Annotated in this window: 11 protein-coding genes and 1 pseudogene; 6 read left to right on the forward strand and 6 right to left on the reverse strand. The window is 52.8% G+C overall.

Going from position 1 to position 15010, the window contains the following annotated elements:
- Nucleotides 1-37: 37 nt before the first annotated feature.
- Nucleotides 38-1639, forward strand: a complete 1602-nt coding sequence (locus tag KIH39_RS03630; protein WP_213497909.1) for a sialate O-acetylesterase — start codon at nucleotides 38-40, stop codon at nucleotides 1637-1639.
- Between the two features lie 46 nt (nucleotides 1640-1685).
- Here the strand turns inward: KIH39_RS03630 and KIH39_RS03635 are convergent, their stop codons facing one another.
- Together KIH39_RS03635 and glgX are read right to left on the reverse strand one after the other, a co-directional pair.
- Complete coding sequence (locus KIH39_RS03635) at nucleotides 1686-2543, reverse strand: hypothetical protein (RefSeq protein ID WP_213497910.1); 858 nt, start codon at nucleotides 2541-2543, stop codon at nucleotides 1686-1688.
- Between the two features lie 38 nt (nucleotides 2544-2581).
- The gene (gene glgX, locus KIH39_RS03640; RefSeq protein WP_213497911.1) at nucleotides 2582-4774 is read right to left on the reverse strand and encodes a glycogen debranching protein GlgX; all 2193 of its coding nucleotides are present in this window, start codon (nucleotides 4772-4774) and stop codon (nucleotides 2582-2584) included.
- 280 nt (nucleotides 4775-5054) lie between these two features.
- Between glgX and rho the strand changes: the two genes are divergently transcribed.
- The 4 genes from rho (at nucleotide 5055) to KIH39_RS03660 (ending at nucleotide 9748) form a co-directional block, all read left to right on the forward strand.
- Nucleotides 5055-6473, forward strand: a complete 1419-nt coding sequence (rho, locus tag KIH39_RS03645) for a transcription termination factor Rho (protein WP_261352949.1) — start codon at nucleotides 5055-5057, stop codon at nucleotides 6471-6473.
- A gap of 92 nt (nucleotides 6474-6565) precedes the next feature.
- Nucleotides 6566-8074, forward strand: a complete 1509-nt coding sequence (locus KIH39_RS03650) for a carboxypeptidase M32 (protein WP_213497912.1) — start codon at nucleotides 6566-6568, stop codon at nucleotides 8072-8074.
- A gap of 283 nt (nucleotides 8075-8357) precedes the next feature.
- Nucleotides 8358-9248 carry a DUF1559 family PulG-like putative transporter gene (locus tag KIH39_RS03655; RefSeq protein WP_213497913.1) on the forward strand — a complete coding sequence of 297 codons (891 nt, stop codon included), beginning with the start codon at nucleotides 8358-8360 and terminating at the stop codon, nucleotides 9246-9248.
- Between the two features lie 86 nt (nucleotides 9249-9334).
- Complete coding sequence (locus tag KIH39_RS03660; RefSeq protein WP_213497914.1) at nucleotides 9335-9748, forward strand: hypothetical protein; 414 nt, start codon at nucleotides 9335-9337, stop codon at nucleotides 9746-9748.
- Nucleotides 9749-9784: 36 nt separating this feature from the next.
- Here the strand turns inward: KIH39_RS03660 and KIH39_RS03665 are convergent, their stop codons facing one another.
- Nucleotides 9785-11461, reverse strand: coding sequence for an alpha-keto acid decarboxylase family protein (locus tag KIH39_RS03665; RefSeq protein ID WP_213497915.1), 1677 nt, complete (start codon nucleotides 11459-11461; stop codon nucleotides 9785-9787).
- Between the two features lie 163 nt (nucleotides 11462-11624).
- Between KIH39_RS03665 and KIH39_RS03670 the strand changes: the two genes are divergently transcribed.
- Nucleotides 11625-12320 (forward strand): superoxide dismutase, encoded by a 696-nt coding sequence (locus KIH39_RS03670; protein ID WP_213497916.1) that lies wholly within the window; start codon nucleotides 11625-11627, stop codon nucleotides 12318-12320.
- A 5-nt stretch (nucleotides 12321-12325) separates the two neighbouring features.
- Here the strand turns inward: KIH39_RS03670 and rsmH are convergent, their stop codons facing one another.
- From rsmH to KIH39_RS03685, 3 genes and pseudogenes are all read right to left on the reverse strand, one after another.
- Nucleotides 12326-13270 (reverse strand): 16S rRNA (cytosine(1402)-N(4))-methyltransferase RsmH, encoded by a 945-nt coding sequence (rsmH, locus tag KIH39_RS03675; protein WP_213497917.1) that lies wholly within the window; start codon nucleotides 13268-13270, stop codon nucleotides 12326-12328.
- 12 nt (nucleotides 13271-13282) lie between these two features.
- On the reverse strand, nucleotides 13283-14200 hold the full coding sequence (locus KIH39_RS03680) for a ribonuclease Z (protein WP_246539512.1): 918 nt from the start codon (nucleotides 14198-14200) through the stop codon (nucleotides 13283-13285).
- 587 nt (nucleotides 14201-14787) lie between these two features.
- A pseudogene (locus KIH39_RS03685) lies at nucleotides 14788-14937 on the reverse strand (DUF3309 family protein); the annotation flags it as partial.
- Nucleotides 14938-15010 lie beyond the last annotated feature (73 nt).

Here is a 15010-nt window from a genome sequence, read left to right on the forward strand (position 1 = left end):
CTTTCTTCCGACTCTCCTCACTTTCATGGAGCTCTTTATGCGTTGGCGTGGCCTTTACGCTTTGGCAATCCTCACTTTTTCCGGTCTGGCTTATGCCCGGGCCGAGGTGAAACCGCATGCCTTGTTTACCGATCATATGGTCCTGCAGCAGGGAAAAAAGATTCCCGTCTGGGGAACTGCTACAGGCGATGCGAAAATCACCGTCAGTATTAACGGCAAAGACTACAGCACGACCGCTGCCAAAGGCAGCTGGAAAGTGGAAATCGATCCCGTGCCTGTAGGTGGCCCTTACGAATTGAAGATCACATCCACGGAAGACGGAAAAACGACTACCCAAACTCTGAAAGATGTTCTGGTCGGGGAAGTTTGGGTTTGCTCCGGTCAATCGAATATGGAAATGTCTTTGGGCTCGTGCCACGAAGCCGACAAGTCCATTCAGGATTCCACTAACGATAAGATTCGTTTGTTCACCGTTACCAAGAACACCTCAGAAACTCCTTTGAAAACTTTCAAAGGCGGCCCTACTGAAGATCACACCTGGGTTGAATGCAATCCAAAAAACACCCCGCGATTCAGCGGCGTGGCTTACTACTTCGGCAGCAAACTGCAAAAAGAACTCGGCGTTCCGGTAGGTCTCATCCACACCAGTTGGGGTGGTACCCCAGCCGAAGCCTGGACTTCCAAGGAATCGCTCGATGCAGTTCCCGCTCTGAAGCACTATCACGAAAATCTCGATAAGCGGATTGCCGCGTTCGATCCCGAAAAGGCCGAGGAAGATTACAAAAAAGCGATGGAAAAATACGAGGCCGATCTGGCGAAAGTAAAAGCCGAGAATGAAGGCAAAGAAAAGAAGGATCAGAAGCCGGAACCGCGTAAACCGAACAAACGTCAGAAACCGGGCCAGGGTCCGAATGATCCCAGCCGTTTGTACAACGCCATGATTCATCCCTTGCTGCCATTCCCGGTCGCCGGAGCGATCTGGTACCAGGGGGAATCGAACGCGGGCCGGGCTTACGAGTATCGCACTTTGATGCCGACGTTGATTTCCGACTGGCGCAAAGCCTGGAATAGCGACCTGCCATTTTTCATGGTGCAACTGGCCCCGTTCACCAAAATCGTCTCCAAGCCGGGGCCGAGCAACTGGGCGGAACTTCGCGAAGCTCAACTGCTGACGACCAAGGCCTTACCTAAAGTCGGTATTGCCGTGATTACCGACGTGGGAGATGAAGTCGATATTCACCCCAAGAAGAAACAACCGGTCGGCGAACGACTGGCCATTTCTGCTTTGAACATCGCTTACGGAAAATCGGTCGAACCGATTGGCCCTGAGTACAAGTCGTTCAAGATCGAGGGTTCGAAAATCGTTTTGAGCTTCGATCACCTGGGTGGTGGACTGGAATGCAAAGAGGACAAACTCATGGGCTTCAGCATTTGCGGAGACGATCACAAGTTCGTCGATGCGGACGCCAAGATTGAAGGCGATCATGTCGTCGTCTGGTCGGATACGGTATCCAAGCCGGTGGCCGTGCGATACGGCTGGGCGAATTATCCGGTGGTGAATCTCTGGGGCAAATCGGGCCTGCCGGCCACACCGTTCCGGACCGATGAATTCCCGGAAACGACCTGGCCCAAGAAGTAATTCTGATTTTTTTCGCAAGGGAGTCGCTACTCCCTTGCGGATTGCTTCAAATGTTCAAGTCGTCAACGTCGCTCAGGATGGCCGGTTTGCCGAACTGGCTCAAATCGACATTGCCGCGCATTTCCCCCTCCATCAGCTTAAGTCGAGTTTCCAGTTCGCGGACTTTCTGAACCATCTGATCGAGTTTGGTCGATTCATCGTCGCGCTGTTTCGGCCGGGGCACTTCAGGATAGCCTAACTGTCGTTGCAATGCCGCGAAGAGAAACAGGGGATCCCGGCCGATGCTAGCCCGGGCAATTTTTCCCTCTTTTTCTCCGAATAAGGGAGCGATGGAGGGGACAAAGGTGGCATCGTTCTTCTTCTGATTGGTCACATAGTTTTCGCTACGCAGATAAACCAGTTCCGAAAATTCAAAAAGACCGACCGAGCGACGGACGGTTCGAAAATAATCCTTCCAGTTGTCGTTAAAAATTGGATCCATTTCCATGGCTCGCAAGCCATCGTCATAGCCCAGACGATTGCGGCAAATGGTTTCGAACTGATAGACGAACAACCCGGCGGGGGTCGGATTATTGGACCGATAGACCGCTTCCCGTTCCAGGACAATCAACGCGGTCAAAGTACTGAACCGGCGGTTTTCCTGTTCCGATTGCTTGACCATGAATGTCTGAAAGGGAGTGAAATAGTGACCCAGACGATCGAAACCGCTCGACAGCAAGCCGGTGTGCTTGATCTCGGTGGCCAAAAATTGAATGGCCATCGGCAGACGGGTAGTGGTCAGTATTTCCTCGTGAAGTCGATTCAGAATCTCCTGGGCCGGGAGGTTCTCCAGCATGCGCTCCCGGAAGACCCGGAAGAAGTAGGCTTGCTCGATATATTCTTCGCGTTCGAGTATCTGATTCATGGACCCTGTTTTCGGAAAATCGCAAGTAGCGTTTAGCGTTACCCTTCGGATACCAAAATCAGTATCGCATGGGGCGGCACGGAGTAAATAGAACCGGGCGGCACTTCCGGTCCGGTGTTTTCCGCAACGAAATCGAGGGGCGACTCCAGGGAAGTATCTGCCACTCTGCGCCACTTTCGTCGAGTGGGCGAGGGCGGAATTTTAAATCGGCAAATATCATTCGAGGCATTCATCGCAACATAAAAATCGCTATCGACCATATACTCGGGGTCGGTTTCCCGGCCGGTCATTCGTCCATCCAGCGTGAACGCCAGGAAGTTGGAGGCCGTGTTGAAGTTGGGCAGATTCGGCTCCAGCCCATGCCACACGATATCAGAAATCTTCTCGCCCCGCCAGTTGTTGGGTACGGAATTGCCGAAGCGCGACCAATCGGAGGTGATTTCCCCTTTGAAGAAGCGCGGTCGATGCAAAACCGGGTGTCGCTTGCGCAAGTGAATCATCTCGCGGGTAAAGCGGAGAAAATCCTTGTTCTTCTCGGCCAGGGTCCAATCGACCCAGGAAATTTCATTATCCTGACACCAGGCGTTATTGTTCCCTTTTTGCGTTCGTAAGAATTCATCCCCCGCCAGGATCATCGGGACACCCTGCGAAAGCAGCATCGTGGCCATCAGATTTTTTGCCTGCCGAATTCTCAGGTGATTGATCTCGGGATTGTTAGATGGTCCCTCTTCACCGCAATTCCAGGAATAATTTTCATCCATGCCATCGTAATTATTCTCGCCGTTGGCCAGATTGTGCTTGCGGTTGTAGCTCACCAGATCGTTGAGTGTGAACCCATCGTGACAGGTCACATAGTTGATGGAGTGCAGGGGACTGCGCTGATTCCATTCGTAAACATCGGCACTGCCGCATATGCGACTGGCGAGTAATCCCGCCAGGCCATCGCCGCGCCAGAACCGGCGGACATCATCGCGATATTTGCCGTTCCATTCTTGCCAACGATGCCCGAAAGGGAAGTGACCCACCTGATACAATCCGGCGGCATCCCAAGGTTCCGCGATGAGTTTGCAATCGGCCAGAATGCCATCCTCGGTGATCATTTCCAGAATCGGCGGTTCCAGCAGTACGTTACCGAATTTATCCCGGCCGAAGATCGAAGCCAAATCGAACCGGAAGCCATCGACGTGCATATTGCCCACCCAATGGCGCAGGCAGTTCATAATTAATTCCCGAACCACGGGATGGTTACAGTTGAGGGTGTTCCCGCAGCCGGTAAAGTTGAGAAATTTCTTGCCGTCGGGCGACATCAGGTAGTAAAGCGAGTTATCGAGACCCCGGAAAGAATAAGTGCGACCCCGGTCGTCTCCTTCCCCCGTATGGTTGAACACGACATCCAGAATGACTTCGATGCCCGCCGCATGAAAGGCCTTTACTAGATCTCGAAATTCGGCCAATTGGCCATATTCATTCGCCCGGGCGGCATAGGCTGCTTTGGGGGCGGCGAAGGCCAGCGTGTTGTAACCCCAGAAATTCCGGTTTCGCTCCTTGGTTTCCGGATTGATAAACGGGCAATCGCATTCATCGAATTCGTGGATGGGTAACAATTCCACGGCCGTTACGCCCAGCCATTGCAGATAAGGAATTTTTTCGATCAAGCCGCTGAAGGTACCCGAGTTCTGAACTTTTGAGGAAGGATGGCAGGTGAAACCCCGAACATGCAGTTCGTAGATGATCGATTCGTCCTGAGGAATGCGCGGCGGATGGTCGTCGGCCCAGTCGTAGCGAGGCGATCTGTGAAATACGCTGCGTCGCCCGGTGCGTTCCCGGTCGGTCTCGCAAGTACCGGCCCAGACGGCGCCTTCGGAAAGAATCGTGGCCGCCGGATCGAGCAGAATTCTTTTCGGATTGAAGCGGTGTCCATTTCCATCGGGTCCGGAGACTCGCCAGCCGTAGCGAAAGTCGAGAGGCAAACCTTTGACAAGAACGTGCCAATGATCACCAGTTCGGTGAAATTGGGGATGAAGTTCGATTTCCGCGAGAGGAATTTCACTTCCTTCCAGGGGCAGCAGAACTAAGGTGACGGCCACGCCATGTCTGCACAAAAGACAAAAATTAATTCCATCCAGAGAGGTGGAAACGCCCAGTGGCATCGCTCGTCCCCGGGCCACGGCATAACGCGTGTCCGGAGTTGTTCTAACGGTCTCTGGGGAGAGCGGGGTTGTATCTGCCATGGCACCTGCTTAAAATAAAGATCCGTAGGATGGCATAGAAAAAGTTTTTCAAAAACTCTAGCTATTTTTCTGGAACTCGCTAACATTCCGTCGTAGAAGTCTATTACTGGAACTCGGACGACACGTTTTTTCGATAATCCCGTGCAATGACTAATAGGTTTGACTCGTCTTTAAGGATAGTTATTCCTTTTTCGTGAAGGATTATTTACCCCAGTGTCGTTTAAATCTCTCTAGGCATGAAAAAGCTTTAACTCATTTCCCATCTATTCGAGGATCGATTATGGCCGTCGCCAGAAGCGACGAGGAGTCAGCAAAGGCTCCATCCGCTCCCACAACACCCACACGTCGCCGAATCATTCGTAAGCCCGGAGAAGTTGCTCCGGCCGCTGCACCAGTTGCCGCTACGGAACCGGCGGCTCCCGCCCCGGTGGCGCCCCGTTCTCCCCGCCTCGACGATCTCTATCGCTTGGCCATGCCCAAGCTTTTCGCCATGGCCGAAAAGGAAGGACTGGGCGAACATACGGGGATGACCCGAGCTCAGCTCATTGTGGGCATTGTCCGACGTCAGATCGAACGTGGCGAAGTGGTGCGAGGCTCCGGCACCCTGGAGGTCCTGCCCGATGGCTACGGCTTCCTGCGCAGCCAAGCCCACAATTACCTGGCTTCCCCGGAAGATATTTATGTATCTCCCAGCCAGATTCGACGCATGAACCTGAAAACCGGGTTGATCGTCGAAGGTCCAATCCGCCTGCCGGTCGAAGGACAGGACAACTTCGCCATCATGCAGGTCGAAACCGTTAATGGCGTGGCTCCGGACGAACAGACCAATATCACTCAGTTCGATGACCTGACTCCCTTGCATCCCAACAGTCGTCTGGTCCTCGAATCCGATTCGAATGAACTGTCGGCTCGAATTGTCGATCTGGTCACCCCGATCGGTAAAGGCCAGCGCGGTTTGATCGTGTCACCGCCGCGAGCAGGTAAAACCGTGCTGCTTCAGAAGATGGCCTTGTCCATTCTCAAGAACCAGCCGGAAACCTACGTTATCGTTTTATTGATTGACGAGCGTCCCGAAGAAGTTACCGATATGCAGCGTAACGTTCAGGGGCCAAATGTCGAAGTCGTGGCGAGTACATTCGACGAGCCGCCCGAAGAGCATATTCACGTCAGCGAAATCGTTCTCGAAAAAGCCAAACGCATGGTGGAACGAAAACGCGACGTGGTCATTCTTCTCGACTCGATCACCCGTCTGGCCCGCGCTCATAATACCGAAGCTCCGGGCGGCGGTAAACTGCTCTCTGGTGGTCTCGATTCCAACGCGATGCAGAAACCGAAGAGATTCTTCGGGGCGGCCCGTAACGTCGAAGAAGGGGGTTCGTTGACGATCCTGGCCACGGCTCTGATCGACACCGGCTCCAAGATGGACGATGTGATTTTCGAAGAGTTCAAGGGCACCGGTAACATGGAATTGCACTTGGATCGCCGACTCGTCGACAAGCGGATCTGGCCCGCTCTGGATGTCAACCGCTCCGGTACCCGCAAGGAAGAACTACTGCTCCATCCCGAAGAGATGGAACGGATGCGAATTCTCCGCCGGGTACTCTCCGATATGCACCCGGTCGAAGCGATGGAAATGCTCGTCAGCAAGGTCCGCAAGACCAAGACGAACATGGAATTCCTCATTGGCATGCATCTGTAATATTTGAGTTTTGAAAGCAAACCGAGCTCGAACAATAGCAATATTGTGTCGGGCTCTTTTCATATTCCCGCATCTATTTCCTCGAGTCTGTGATGTCGAAAGATCCTAAATACCAGGAATTGATTAACTTGGTCCGCGAAGCCAATCTGCTCGCTTCCTGCGGTTCTTTACTCGGTTGGGATGAGCGAACCTACCTGCCCAGTAAAGGTTCCGAATTTCGCGGTGAGCAGGTCGGTCTGATCGCACGTCTCTCCCACCAGATGAATACCAACCCGCGTGTTGGTGAACTGCTTGCCAACGTCGAAGGGAGATTGATGCCCGCTGTCGATCTGCCCGAGCAGGCGAACATTCGGGAAATTCGTCGCAGTTACGATCGGGCGACCAAACTTCCCGCTCGATTAGTGGAAGAGATGGCGAAGATCACCACCCAGGCCCAAGGAGCCTGGTCACAGGCCCGACAGGAGAACGATTATCCTGCTTTCAAACCCTGGCTCGATAAGATCCTGGTACTGAAGCGAGAAGAAACTCAGGCCATCGGTTTTAAAAATCATCCCTACGATGCGCTACTGGACGAGTACGAACCGGGTTGTTCCTCCACCGAAATTCGAGAGATCTTTGCCGGTCTGGTAAAGGAGTTGACGCCGCTGCTGAAGCGTATTCAGGGCGCCTCGGCTAAGCCTCGCACGGAAATTCTGCACCGCAGCTTCCCGATTGAGGCTCAAAAGGAATTCGGCCGGAAGACGGCCGCGAAAATCGGTTTCGATTTCGAGGCCGGGCGACTGGATACAACCACCCACCCCTTTTGTTCGGGTATTGGCCCGGGCGATTGTCGGATCACCACCCGATACAACGCGAATTTCTTCAACGAATCTTTTTTCGGTACTCTGCACGAAGCCGGGCATGGCATTTACGAACAGAATCTTCCCGCAGCGGATTTTGGTACTCCGTTGGGCAGCTATTGCTCGCTCGGAATTCACGAATCTCAATCCCGCCTCTGGGAAAACCAGATCGGTCGCAGCCGGCCGTTCTGGGAACATTTTTATCCCCAGGCAAAAGAGCTTTTCAGTTCTCTGTCGGACGTGCCGCTGGAAGATTTCTTTTTTGCCATTAACGAAGTGAAGCCTTCCCTGATTCGCGTGGAAGCGGATGAAGTGACCTATAACTTGCACATTGCCCTGCGGTTTGAACTGGAGATGGATCTACTCAAGGGGGATCTCTCGACGGCGGATTTGCCCGAGACCTGGAATCAAAAATTTCAAAGTTATTTTGGCATTCAGCCGCCGGATTCGAAGACCGGATGCTTGCAGGACATTCATTGGAGTATGGGAGGTATCGGTTACTTTCCGACTTACACTCTGGGCAATCTGTATGCGGCTCAGTTCATGGTCCAAGCCCGGAAAGTGATGCCGCTGTTAGATCGGGAGATCTCACAAGGGGAGTTTGGTTCCTTGAAGCAGTGGCTGGTGACTCATGTGCACTCTCACGGACGTCGCTACACGCCGGACGTGTTGTGTCGCAAGATCACGGGGCAGGCTCTAACGCATAAGCCGTTTTTGGAATATCTAAATGAAAAATTTTCTCATTTGTATCGGCTTATGTGATGCAAAATTCTCTGGTTAGATATGCAAAATTGAACGTTTATGATCGCCCTTTAATGAGTCCCCACTCATAAATAGATGCATGTGCAGACAATCGCTAAATATCCTGTCGGTAATAACCCTATTCTTGATCATTCGATGTAAGCTGGACATTTTTTTGCAGGTAGAGTTCAAATAGGGTTCGATGCCTCTCAGCGTCTTCAGGTGACTCATGTTCCGAGTTCTTTGTGGCCTCTCGAGATGAGCAGGAGATCCCATTTATAAAGTTTCTCTAGAGGACTGATTTATGCTCTCCCAATCACGTCGAAGGGGATTTACCCTGATCGAACTGCTGGTTGTAATCGCAATCATTGCTATCTTGATCGGGCTACTGCTCCCCGCAGTTCAAAAAGTTCGTGCCGCGGCGGCCCGTATGGTGAGTACCAACAACCTGAAGCAGATTGTTCTGGCTTGCCACAACTTCGAAAGTGCTAACGGTAAACTCCCTCCGATGGCGGATACGATCCCGAATAATACTGGGAATTGGGCCTCATTGCATTTCTGGATTCTCCCTTACATCGAACAGAATAACATTTGGAATTGGGGCGCTTCCATCGCCAACACCTGGACGGGAACTGCCAACGCCCCCGGGGCTCAGAAGGTTAAGACGTATCTCACAAACCGGGATTACACCACTCCTCCCGACACCTGGACCGAGGGCAACGGCGGTACTTGGGGATATTGCAACTACGGTATGAACCATGCTGTGTTCGGCACGCCCTATACTTCGAATACGAATGCTCCCAAGACCATACTCGGCATAACCGATGGAACCTCCAACACGGTTGCCTTCTGCGAGCAGCTATCGCAATGCGGCATTGGAAATAACACCAGTTCGACCGATCCCACACCTAAACTGTGGGCTTACTATCCCCCCTGGTGGTGGCCCCAGGGACCTTACTTCGATACCCGCTTGATGAGTAATACCAGTGTCAATCCGCCTACCGCTACGCCACCGCAGTCCCAACCCTCCATCGCGGCCTGTAACCCCTACTACGTTCAGGCACTCGATGCTTCCGGGTGCATGACCGGGATGTGCGACGGCAGCGTTCGTACCGTTTCGACCAACGTCAGTCCTACGACCTGGTACGCCGCATTGTGGCCGACCGATGGGCTCATCCTGGGCTCCGATTGGTAAGTCTCATTTGTCTTAATACCCACGCAGAGGGAAGGGCCGCGAGGTGATCCCCTCTGCTTTTCGCATTCCCAATGGAAATCTCTCCCATGCGTTTCTCTTTCCTGTCTACTAGCGTACTTTTGGTTTGCTGCGTTGCTCTTCTTGGCTGCGGCGAGAAAAAAGTGAAACGGGTTACCCTCGAAGGGACCATTACCATAAAGGGGAAACCTCTCGATAATGGCATCGTAAAGTTTCACGGCGACAAAGGGCTGGTCTGGACGGCAATCGTTCACGAAGGTGGAAAGTTTATCATCACCGACGTGGTGCCGGGCGCTGTGAAAGTCAGTTTGACCGAATCCCCGCAAAGCTTCGGAAGTTCTTCCGATGGGAAGGACAAACACAACGCGGGTAAACTGCCGAGTTTCGATCCAGTTATGAAGAAACTGATGGATCCGGATACGGCCAATCTCCATTATACCATCACGGAAGATCAGAAAGAGATTCACATCGAAGTGACCTGAATCTCTGCGGAATTATTAAATCTTTTAGCAGGCGAACTACAGTTTCTTGGCAAGACCTTCGCCCAGTCTTCGCAAGCCGGCACTGTAGTCATCCGCTTCGATATGGACGTTCAGGATGCTGAAGGAATCGATATTCTTCAAGGAGGCATCCAGAGCCAGGTCCAACTCACCTTCGGTACGAATCTCGAAACCGATTCCCGATCCGATCACCTCAGGGAGTTTGTGATAATTCCAATTGGGAATGTCGTTGAACTTGCCCTCTAATATAAATCGTTCCGTCAGATAGCCTTTATTGTTCAGGATAATTACAATCGGCGAGAGGCCGCTGCGTCGTGTAGTTCCCAATTCCATGCCAGTCATCTGGAAGGCCCCATCCCCCACCAATATGATCGGTCGAATATCCGGTTCCGCAGTCTGGGCCCCGATCGCGGCTGGGACGGCCCAACCGAGAGTCGCATAGAACGCCGAACCGAGGAAATCCGCACTTTCATTAACGGTCAGATCGGCAGCCCCAAACAAGGCATCTCCCGGATCGGCGATCACACGGAACTTGCCATTCAATAGGGAATTCACCTTCTGAAAGACCCGCCGGACGGTGATTTTTTGGGACACTTCCGCTTGCCATGCCTGGGACATCGGATTCTTTTCGCTCGGCAGCGCCCGAGTGTATTTGGGAAGCGGCTGGGTCAGCAATCCCTTTACAAATTCGTGAAGCAGGATGTCGCGATAATGGTGATAGCGAATTCGAACGACTTCGCTGGTGGCGAAAATCACCCGATTTTCGTCGAGATTATGCGTGAAGATTCCTGTGTCCATGTCGGTAAGCATCGCACCGAGCATCAGAACGCAATCCGAGGATTCGACGAACTTGGTCACGCTCTGCCGTCCCATCGCGGCCTGGTAGACCCCCAGATAGTGCGAGTGCCGTTCCGGGATGACCGATTTACTGAGCAAGGTCGAAGCGATGGGAATGCCATTTTTCTCGGCGAATTGAAGAACCAAATCCGCCAGTTTAAAGCGGCTCAGTTCCACGCCCGCAATGATAACCGGCGATTTCGCCACCATCAGCATGGTGTAGGTTTCGGCCAGGCTCTCCCGCAGTTCATCCTCATCACTGACCGGATTTTCATGAATGGGAGTGTGCGGATAACTCGGCACGTGGTGTACACGATCCTGCGGCAGTTCGATATAGACAGGCCGTTTGTGTCGAAGGCAGGCATTCAACACCCGATCGATCTCCCGGAAAGCCGTCAGCGGATCTTTCAACAACGTGTTCGCCACCGTCAGCTTTTCAAATACCCCCTGCTGGGTATCGTGCTCCCCAACCATATGGTGAAGCAATTGATTGCGCTTGATGGCCTTAAGACTCGGGGCACCACTGATAATCACCACCGGCGATTTTTCGGCGTAAGCGGAAGCCACAGCGTTGGATAAGCTAAAAGCACCGACCGCGTACGTCACGCAGGCCACACCAATCCCATTAATTCGGGCATACGCATCCGCGGCGTAGCCCGCCCCCAGTTCGTTAGTCGTAACCACCATTTCTATGGGGCTCTCCTCGACCATTTTAAAAAATCCGAGAATGTAATCGCCGGGGATGCCGAACATATGCCTCACGCCTAATTCGTGAAGCCGATCCAGGAGGTACTTTCCGATGGAGATCGTATTGGGCGAGAGATCGATCGAGGGATGGGACGGATTCGGCAGATTCATGAGTGCGCCTTAATAATCGAATTAGTGCTTGGGATATTCCTAGTCCAGTGAATTCGTACTGGCCGCTGAAAAGATTGGAAATGGTTCTTGATTCTTCACGCGAACCTATGAAAGATAAGGATATTCTTGCTGCACGATTAAAAATATCCGTTGGAGGAATGCTATGAACCGAAGAGACTTTCTGGCCGTCACAGGGGTGGCCGCTGGTTCCTTATTGCTGCCCGGTGTCAGTCAGGCCGCCAAGGAATTCGAACTGCCTAAGTTGCCGTATGCGACCGATGCTCTCGAACCGAACATCGATGCGATGACGATGGAAATCCATCACGACAAACATCACGCCGCATATGTCGCTAATTTGAACAAGGCTTTGGCTTCGGCTCCCGATTGGCAGGGCAAGACGATCGATGAAGTGATCGCCGGTTACAAGAAACTTCCCGAAGCGATTCAATCGGCCGTTCGCAACAACGGCGGCGGACACTACAATCACTCGCTGTTCTGGCAGACCATGTGTAAGGGCGGAACGAAACCTAAAGGCGAACTGGCCAAGGCAATTGACTCAACCTTCAAATCGTTGGAAGATCTGCAGAAGCTGATCAAGACGGCGGCCATGGGTCGGTTCGGCAGCGGTTGGAGCTGGCTGGTGCTGACTCCGGAAGGAAAGTTGAAAGTCGCCTCGTCTCCGAATCAGGATAACCCGATTATCGAAGGCACGGGCACCCCGCTAACCGGCATTGATGTCTGGGAACATGCTTATTACCTGAAGTATCAAAACAAGCGCGCCGACTATATCGACGCCTGGTTCAAGGTCGTGAATTGGGATTGGGTCAGCGATCGCTACAATACGGTCAAAAAAGGCTAATTCGTCTACTTGATCGCCCAGCGTAACTTTGCCGATCGGGAGCGGGGATTATCGAACCGCTCCTGCAGGCCCGGACGAAGTGGCTCCTCACAAATCTCTGAATATTCGCCTCTTTCCAAGCCTTCCTTGAATGCCTTTTTCACGAGTCGATCTTCCCCCGAGTGGAAGCTGATGATGGCCGCCCGCCCTCCGGCTTTCAGCGTCCAGGGGAGAACTCGCAGCAGTTCTTGAAGATTCGATAGCTCTCGGTTCACCACAATCCGAAGTGTTTGAAACACTCGGGCAACCGGTCGGAACGTCTGTTGGCGGGCAGTACCGGCTTTGCGATCTTCAAGAATTTTGACGGGGGCGGCTTTCAGTATCAGTTCGCGCAGATCCTGTGTAGTTTCAAAAGGCTCGGTTTGACGTCGGACGATAATGGCTCGAGCAATGCCGGCCGCCTGCGGTTCATCGCCGATTTCGAGAAACATCTCGGCCAGTTCTTCCTCATCGAGCGTTTGAAGAAGTTGTGCAGCCGTTTTGCCGCGAGAGCGATCCATACGCATATCCAGCGGGCCTTCGCGCATATAACTGAAGCCCCGGCTGGCGTCGTCGATCTGCATGGAGGACATACCGAGATCGGCCAACAGGCAATCGACTTCCCGACCTTCTAACGCCGTGGGAAAACCAGCGAAGTTGCCGTGTGTAAGCTGAAAGGAGAAACCGGTTTCGCTCAGCTTGGCATTCGCACTCTCGATATTCTCGGCATCCAGATCGAAAGCAAAGAGTTTGCCGTCCGGGCCGATCCGCTTCAACAGCTCGAAGGAATGGCCGGCAAAACCGAGAGTGCAATCGACGGCGATGTCTCCCGGTTTGGGCTGAAGGGTCGATAGTACTTCGGGCAGCATTACGGGAACGTGCTGCCCCTGCGGCGTGCTTCGATGCCGGCGGCGATGAAAGGGACGACCCATCGAGTTTCCCCTTTACGAACGGAAGTTCAAAGTAATCGCCATATGTTCCTGCCCCAGTACCACTTCGGGGAAAATCGACTCTGCATTACGGCGGAAGTAATCCGGGTTGGGCAGGGCCGGGCTGAAGTGGGTAAACCACAACCGGCGAGCGCTCGCCTTAATCCCCATATCCGCCGCTTCGGCGAACGTCATGTGTTTGTTGTCGATAGCCTTCTGCTGATCGGCATTATCCCCGTAGGTTGCTTCGGTGATCAGCAGATCGACATTCTGAAAGAACGAGTGGAAGGTCCGGCGCGGCCGACTGTCCGTTACAAAACCGAAGGATAGACCCGGGCGCGGTGGGCCGAGCACGGCGTCCGGTGTAATAGTCTTCCCATCGAAGGTTATTGCTTCGCCCTTTTGCAAGGTCTTCCAGAATGTCACGGGGATACCCAGTTCCTTGGCTCGCTGCGGCTGAAATTCCGGAAGCCGGGGAAGATCGAAACGGTACGCCATGGTAAACATGTCGTGCTCGGCCTTGCAGGTCGAGATCCGCAATCCGTTTATTTGCCAATCGACGGTGGAACATCCATCCCATTCGATGCAATGAATGGGGAAGGGCAGTACGGGCGCGATCACCCGGAGACAATCGACCACCCGCTGCAGGCCGCGCGGGCCAAAAATCGTCAGGGGTTCCTCTGCCGTCCGTCCGCTGTTCCCGACTGTCAGCAATAGGCCGGGAAGACCGGCGATATGATCGGCATGGAAGTGCGTGATCAGGATATGGCCGATGTCTTTCAAGCCCCAGCCGAGTTTGCGGAGACTGACCTGGGTACCTTCCCCGCAATCCAGCAGGATGAGATTTCCGCCGTGTCGCAGTAGTACGCTCGATAGAAAACGTCCGGGCAGGGGCAAGGTTCCCCCGGTACCCAATAGAGCTATGTCGATCAACCCCGGTTCCTTTCCGCACAACTAATAAGAGAAGTATCTTACCGGATAGTTCGGAATCGGGCATGGGTTCGCGATAAAGTTGGCACGCAAGTGCTCAAAAGTGAACGAACTCAGGGATTTGCCACGGAAGGCCTGCAGGCCTGTGCCGGTAAATTCTCATCAGTACTGATCTGGAGGAAAAAGCTTTGTAAATGAAAGCAGCGGGTGTGTTATCGAGTGTCAATCAAGTCACTCGGTAACCACCCGCCTTGCTTATTCTTAGGCGACTTAGAAGGATTCACTTCAACTTTTTGGTGCTAAACCCCAAACTGTCAGTAAACCTTCCTAAGAAGTGCTGCTCATCACTTTTTTGCCGCCTAAGTTAACGAATCCCTTCTCTACTAAGGATCGTTATGAAAGATATTACTTGCAGCATCCATGCCAACATCGGGCAAGTCGAATATTTCAGAACATCTCACTGAAAATGAATCACTGAAAATGAAAACGGCTGGTACTCGAACGTCTCGCGAACATTCGATACCAGCCGCCGATCCCCTCTTGAGAGGGAACTAAGGAACCACAACGGTATTAGTTCCGAATCCCCAAGGAATCGTGCCCATGACCAGTAGCACTAACAACACCACCAGTAGAAGACTGATCAAGCCGGATGGGCCGTAACCCCAACTTCGAGAATGGGGATAAACGGGCACCGTACCGAACAGTACTAGAATCAGGATAATCAGGAGGATTAGTCCCATAATAAATTTCCTCGGGTTAAAGCCTTCTATGTTCTCTGCCAAATTTAAGAGGCAATTGCTGTGCCGGAAAATT

The sequence above is a fragment of the Telmatocola sphagniphila genome, from assembly GCF_018398935.1.
Classification (GTDB): domain Bacteria; phylum Planctomycetota; class Planctomycetia; order Gemmatales; family Gemmataceae; genus Telmatocola; species Telmatocola sphagniphila.

What these genes read in the sequence shown, in the direction of transcription:
- KIH39_RS03630 (WP_213497909.1), top strand. Translation starts at nt 38, where the DNA reads ATGCGTTGGCGTGGCCTTTACGCTTTGGCAATCCTCACTTTTTCCGGT.
- KIH39_RS03635 (WP_213497910.1), bottom strand. Translation starts at nt 2,543, where the DNA reads ATGAATCAGATACTCGAACGCGAAGAATATATCGAGCAAGCCTACTTC.
- glgX (WP_213497911.1), bottom strand. Translation starts at nt 4,774, where the DNA reads ATGGCAGATACAACCCCGCTCTCCCCAGAGACCGTTAGAACAACTCCG.
- rho (WP_261352949.1), top strand. Translation starts at nt 5,055, where the DNA reads ATGGCCGTCGCCAGAAGCGACGAGGAGTCAGCAAAGGCTCCATCCGCT.
- KIH39_RS03650 (WP_213497912.1), top strand. Translation starts at nt 6,566, where the DNA reads ATGTCGAAAGATCCTAAATACCAGGAATTGATTAACTTGGTCCGCGAA.
- KIH39_RS03655 (WP_213497913.1), top strand. Translation starts at nt 8,358, where the DNA reads ATGCTCTCCCAATCACGTCGAAGGGGATTTACCCTGATCGAACTGCTG.
- KIH39_RS03660 (WP_213497914.1), top strand. Translation starts at nt 9,335, where the DNA reads ATGCGTTTCTCTTTCCTGTCTACTAGCGTACTTTTGGTTTGCTGCGTT.
- KIH39_RS03665 (WP_213497915.1), bottom strand. Translation starts at nt 11,461, where the DNA reads ATGAATCTGCCGAATCCGTCCCATCCCTCGATCGATCTCTCGCCCAAT.
- KIH39_RS03670 (WP_213497916.1), top strand. Translation starts at nt 11,625, where the DNA reads ATGAACCGAAGAGACTTTCTGGCCGTCACAGGGGTGGCCGCTGGTTCC.
- rsmH (WP_213497917.1), bottom strand. Translation starts at nt 13,270, where the DNA reads ATGGGTCGTCCCTTTCATCGCCGCCGGCATCGAAGCACGCCGCAGGGG.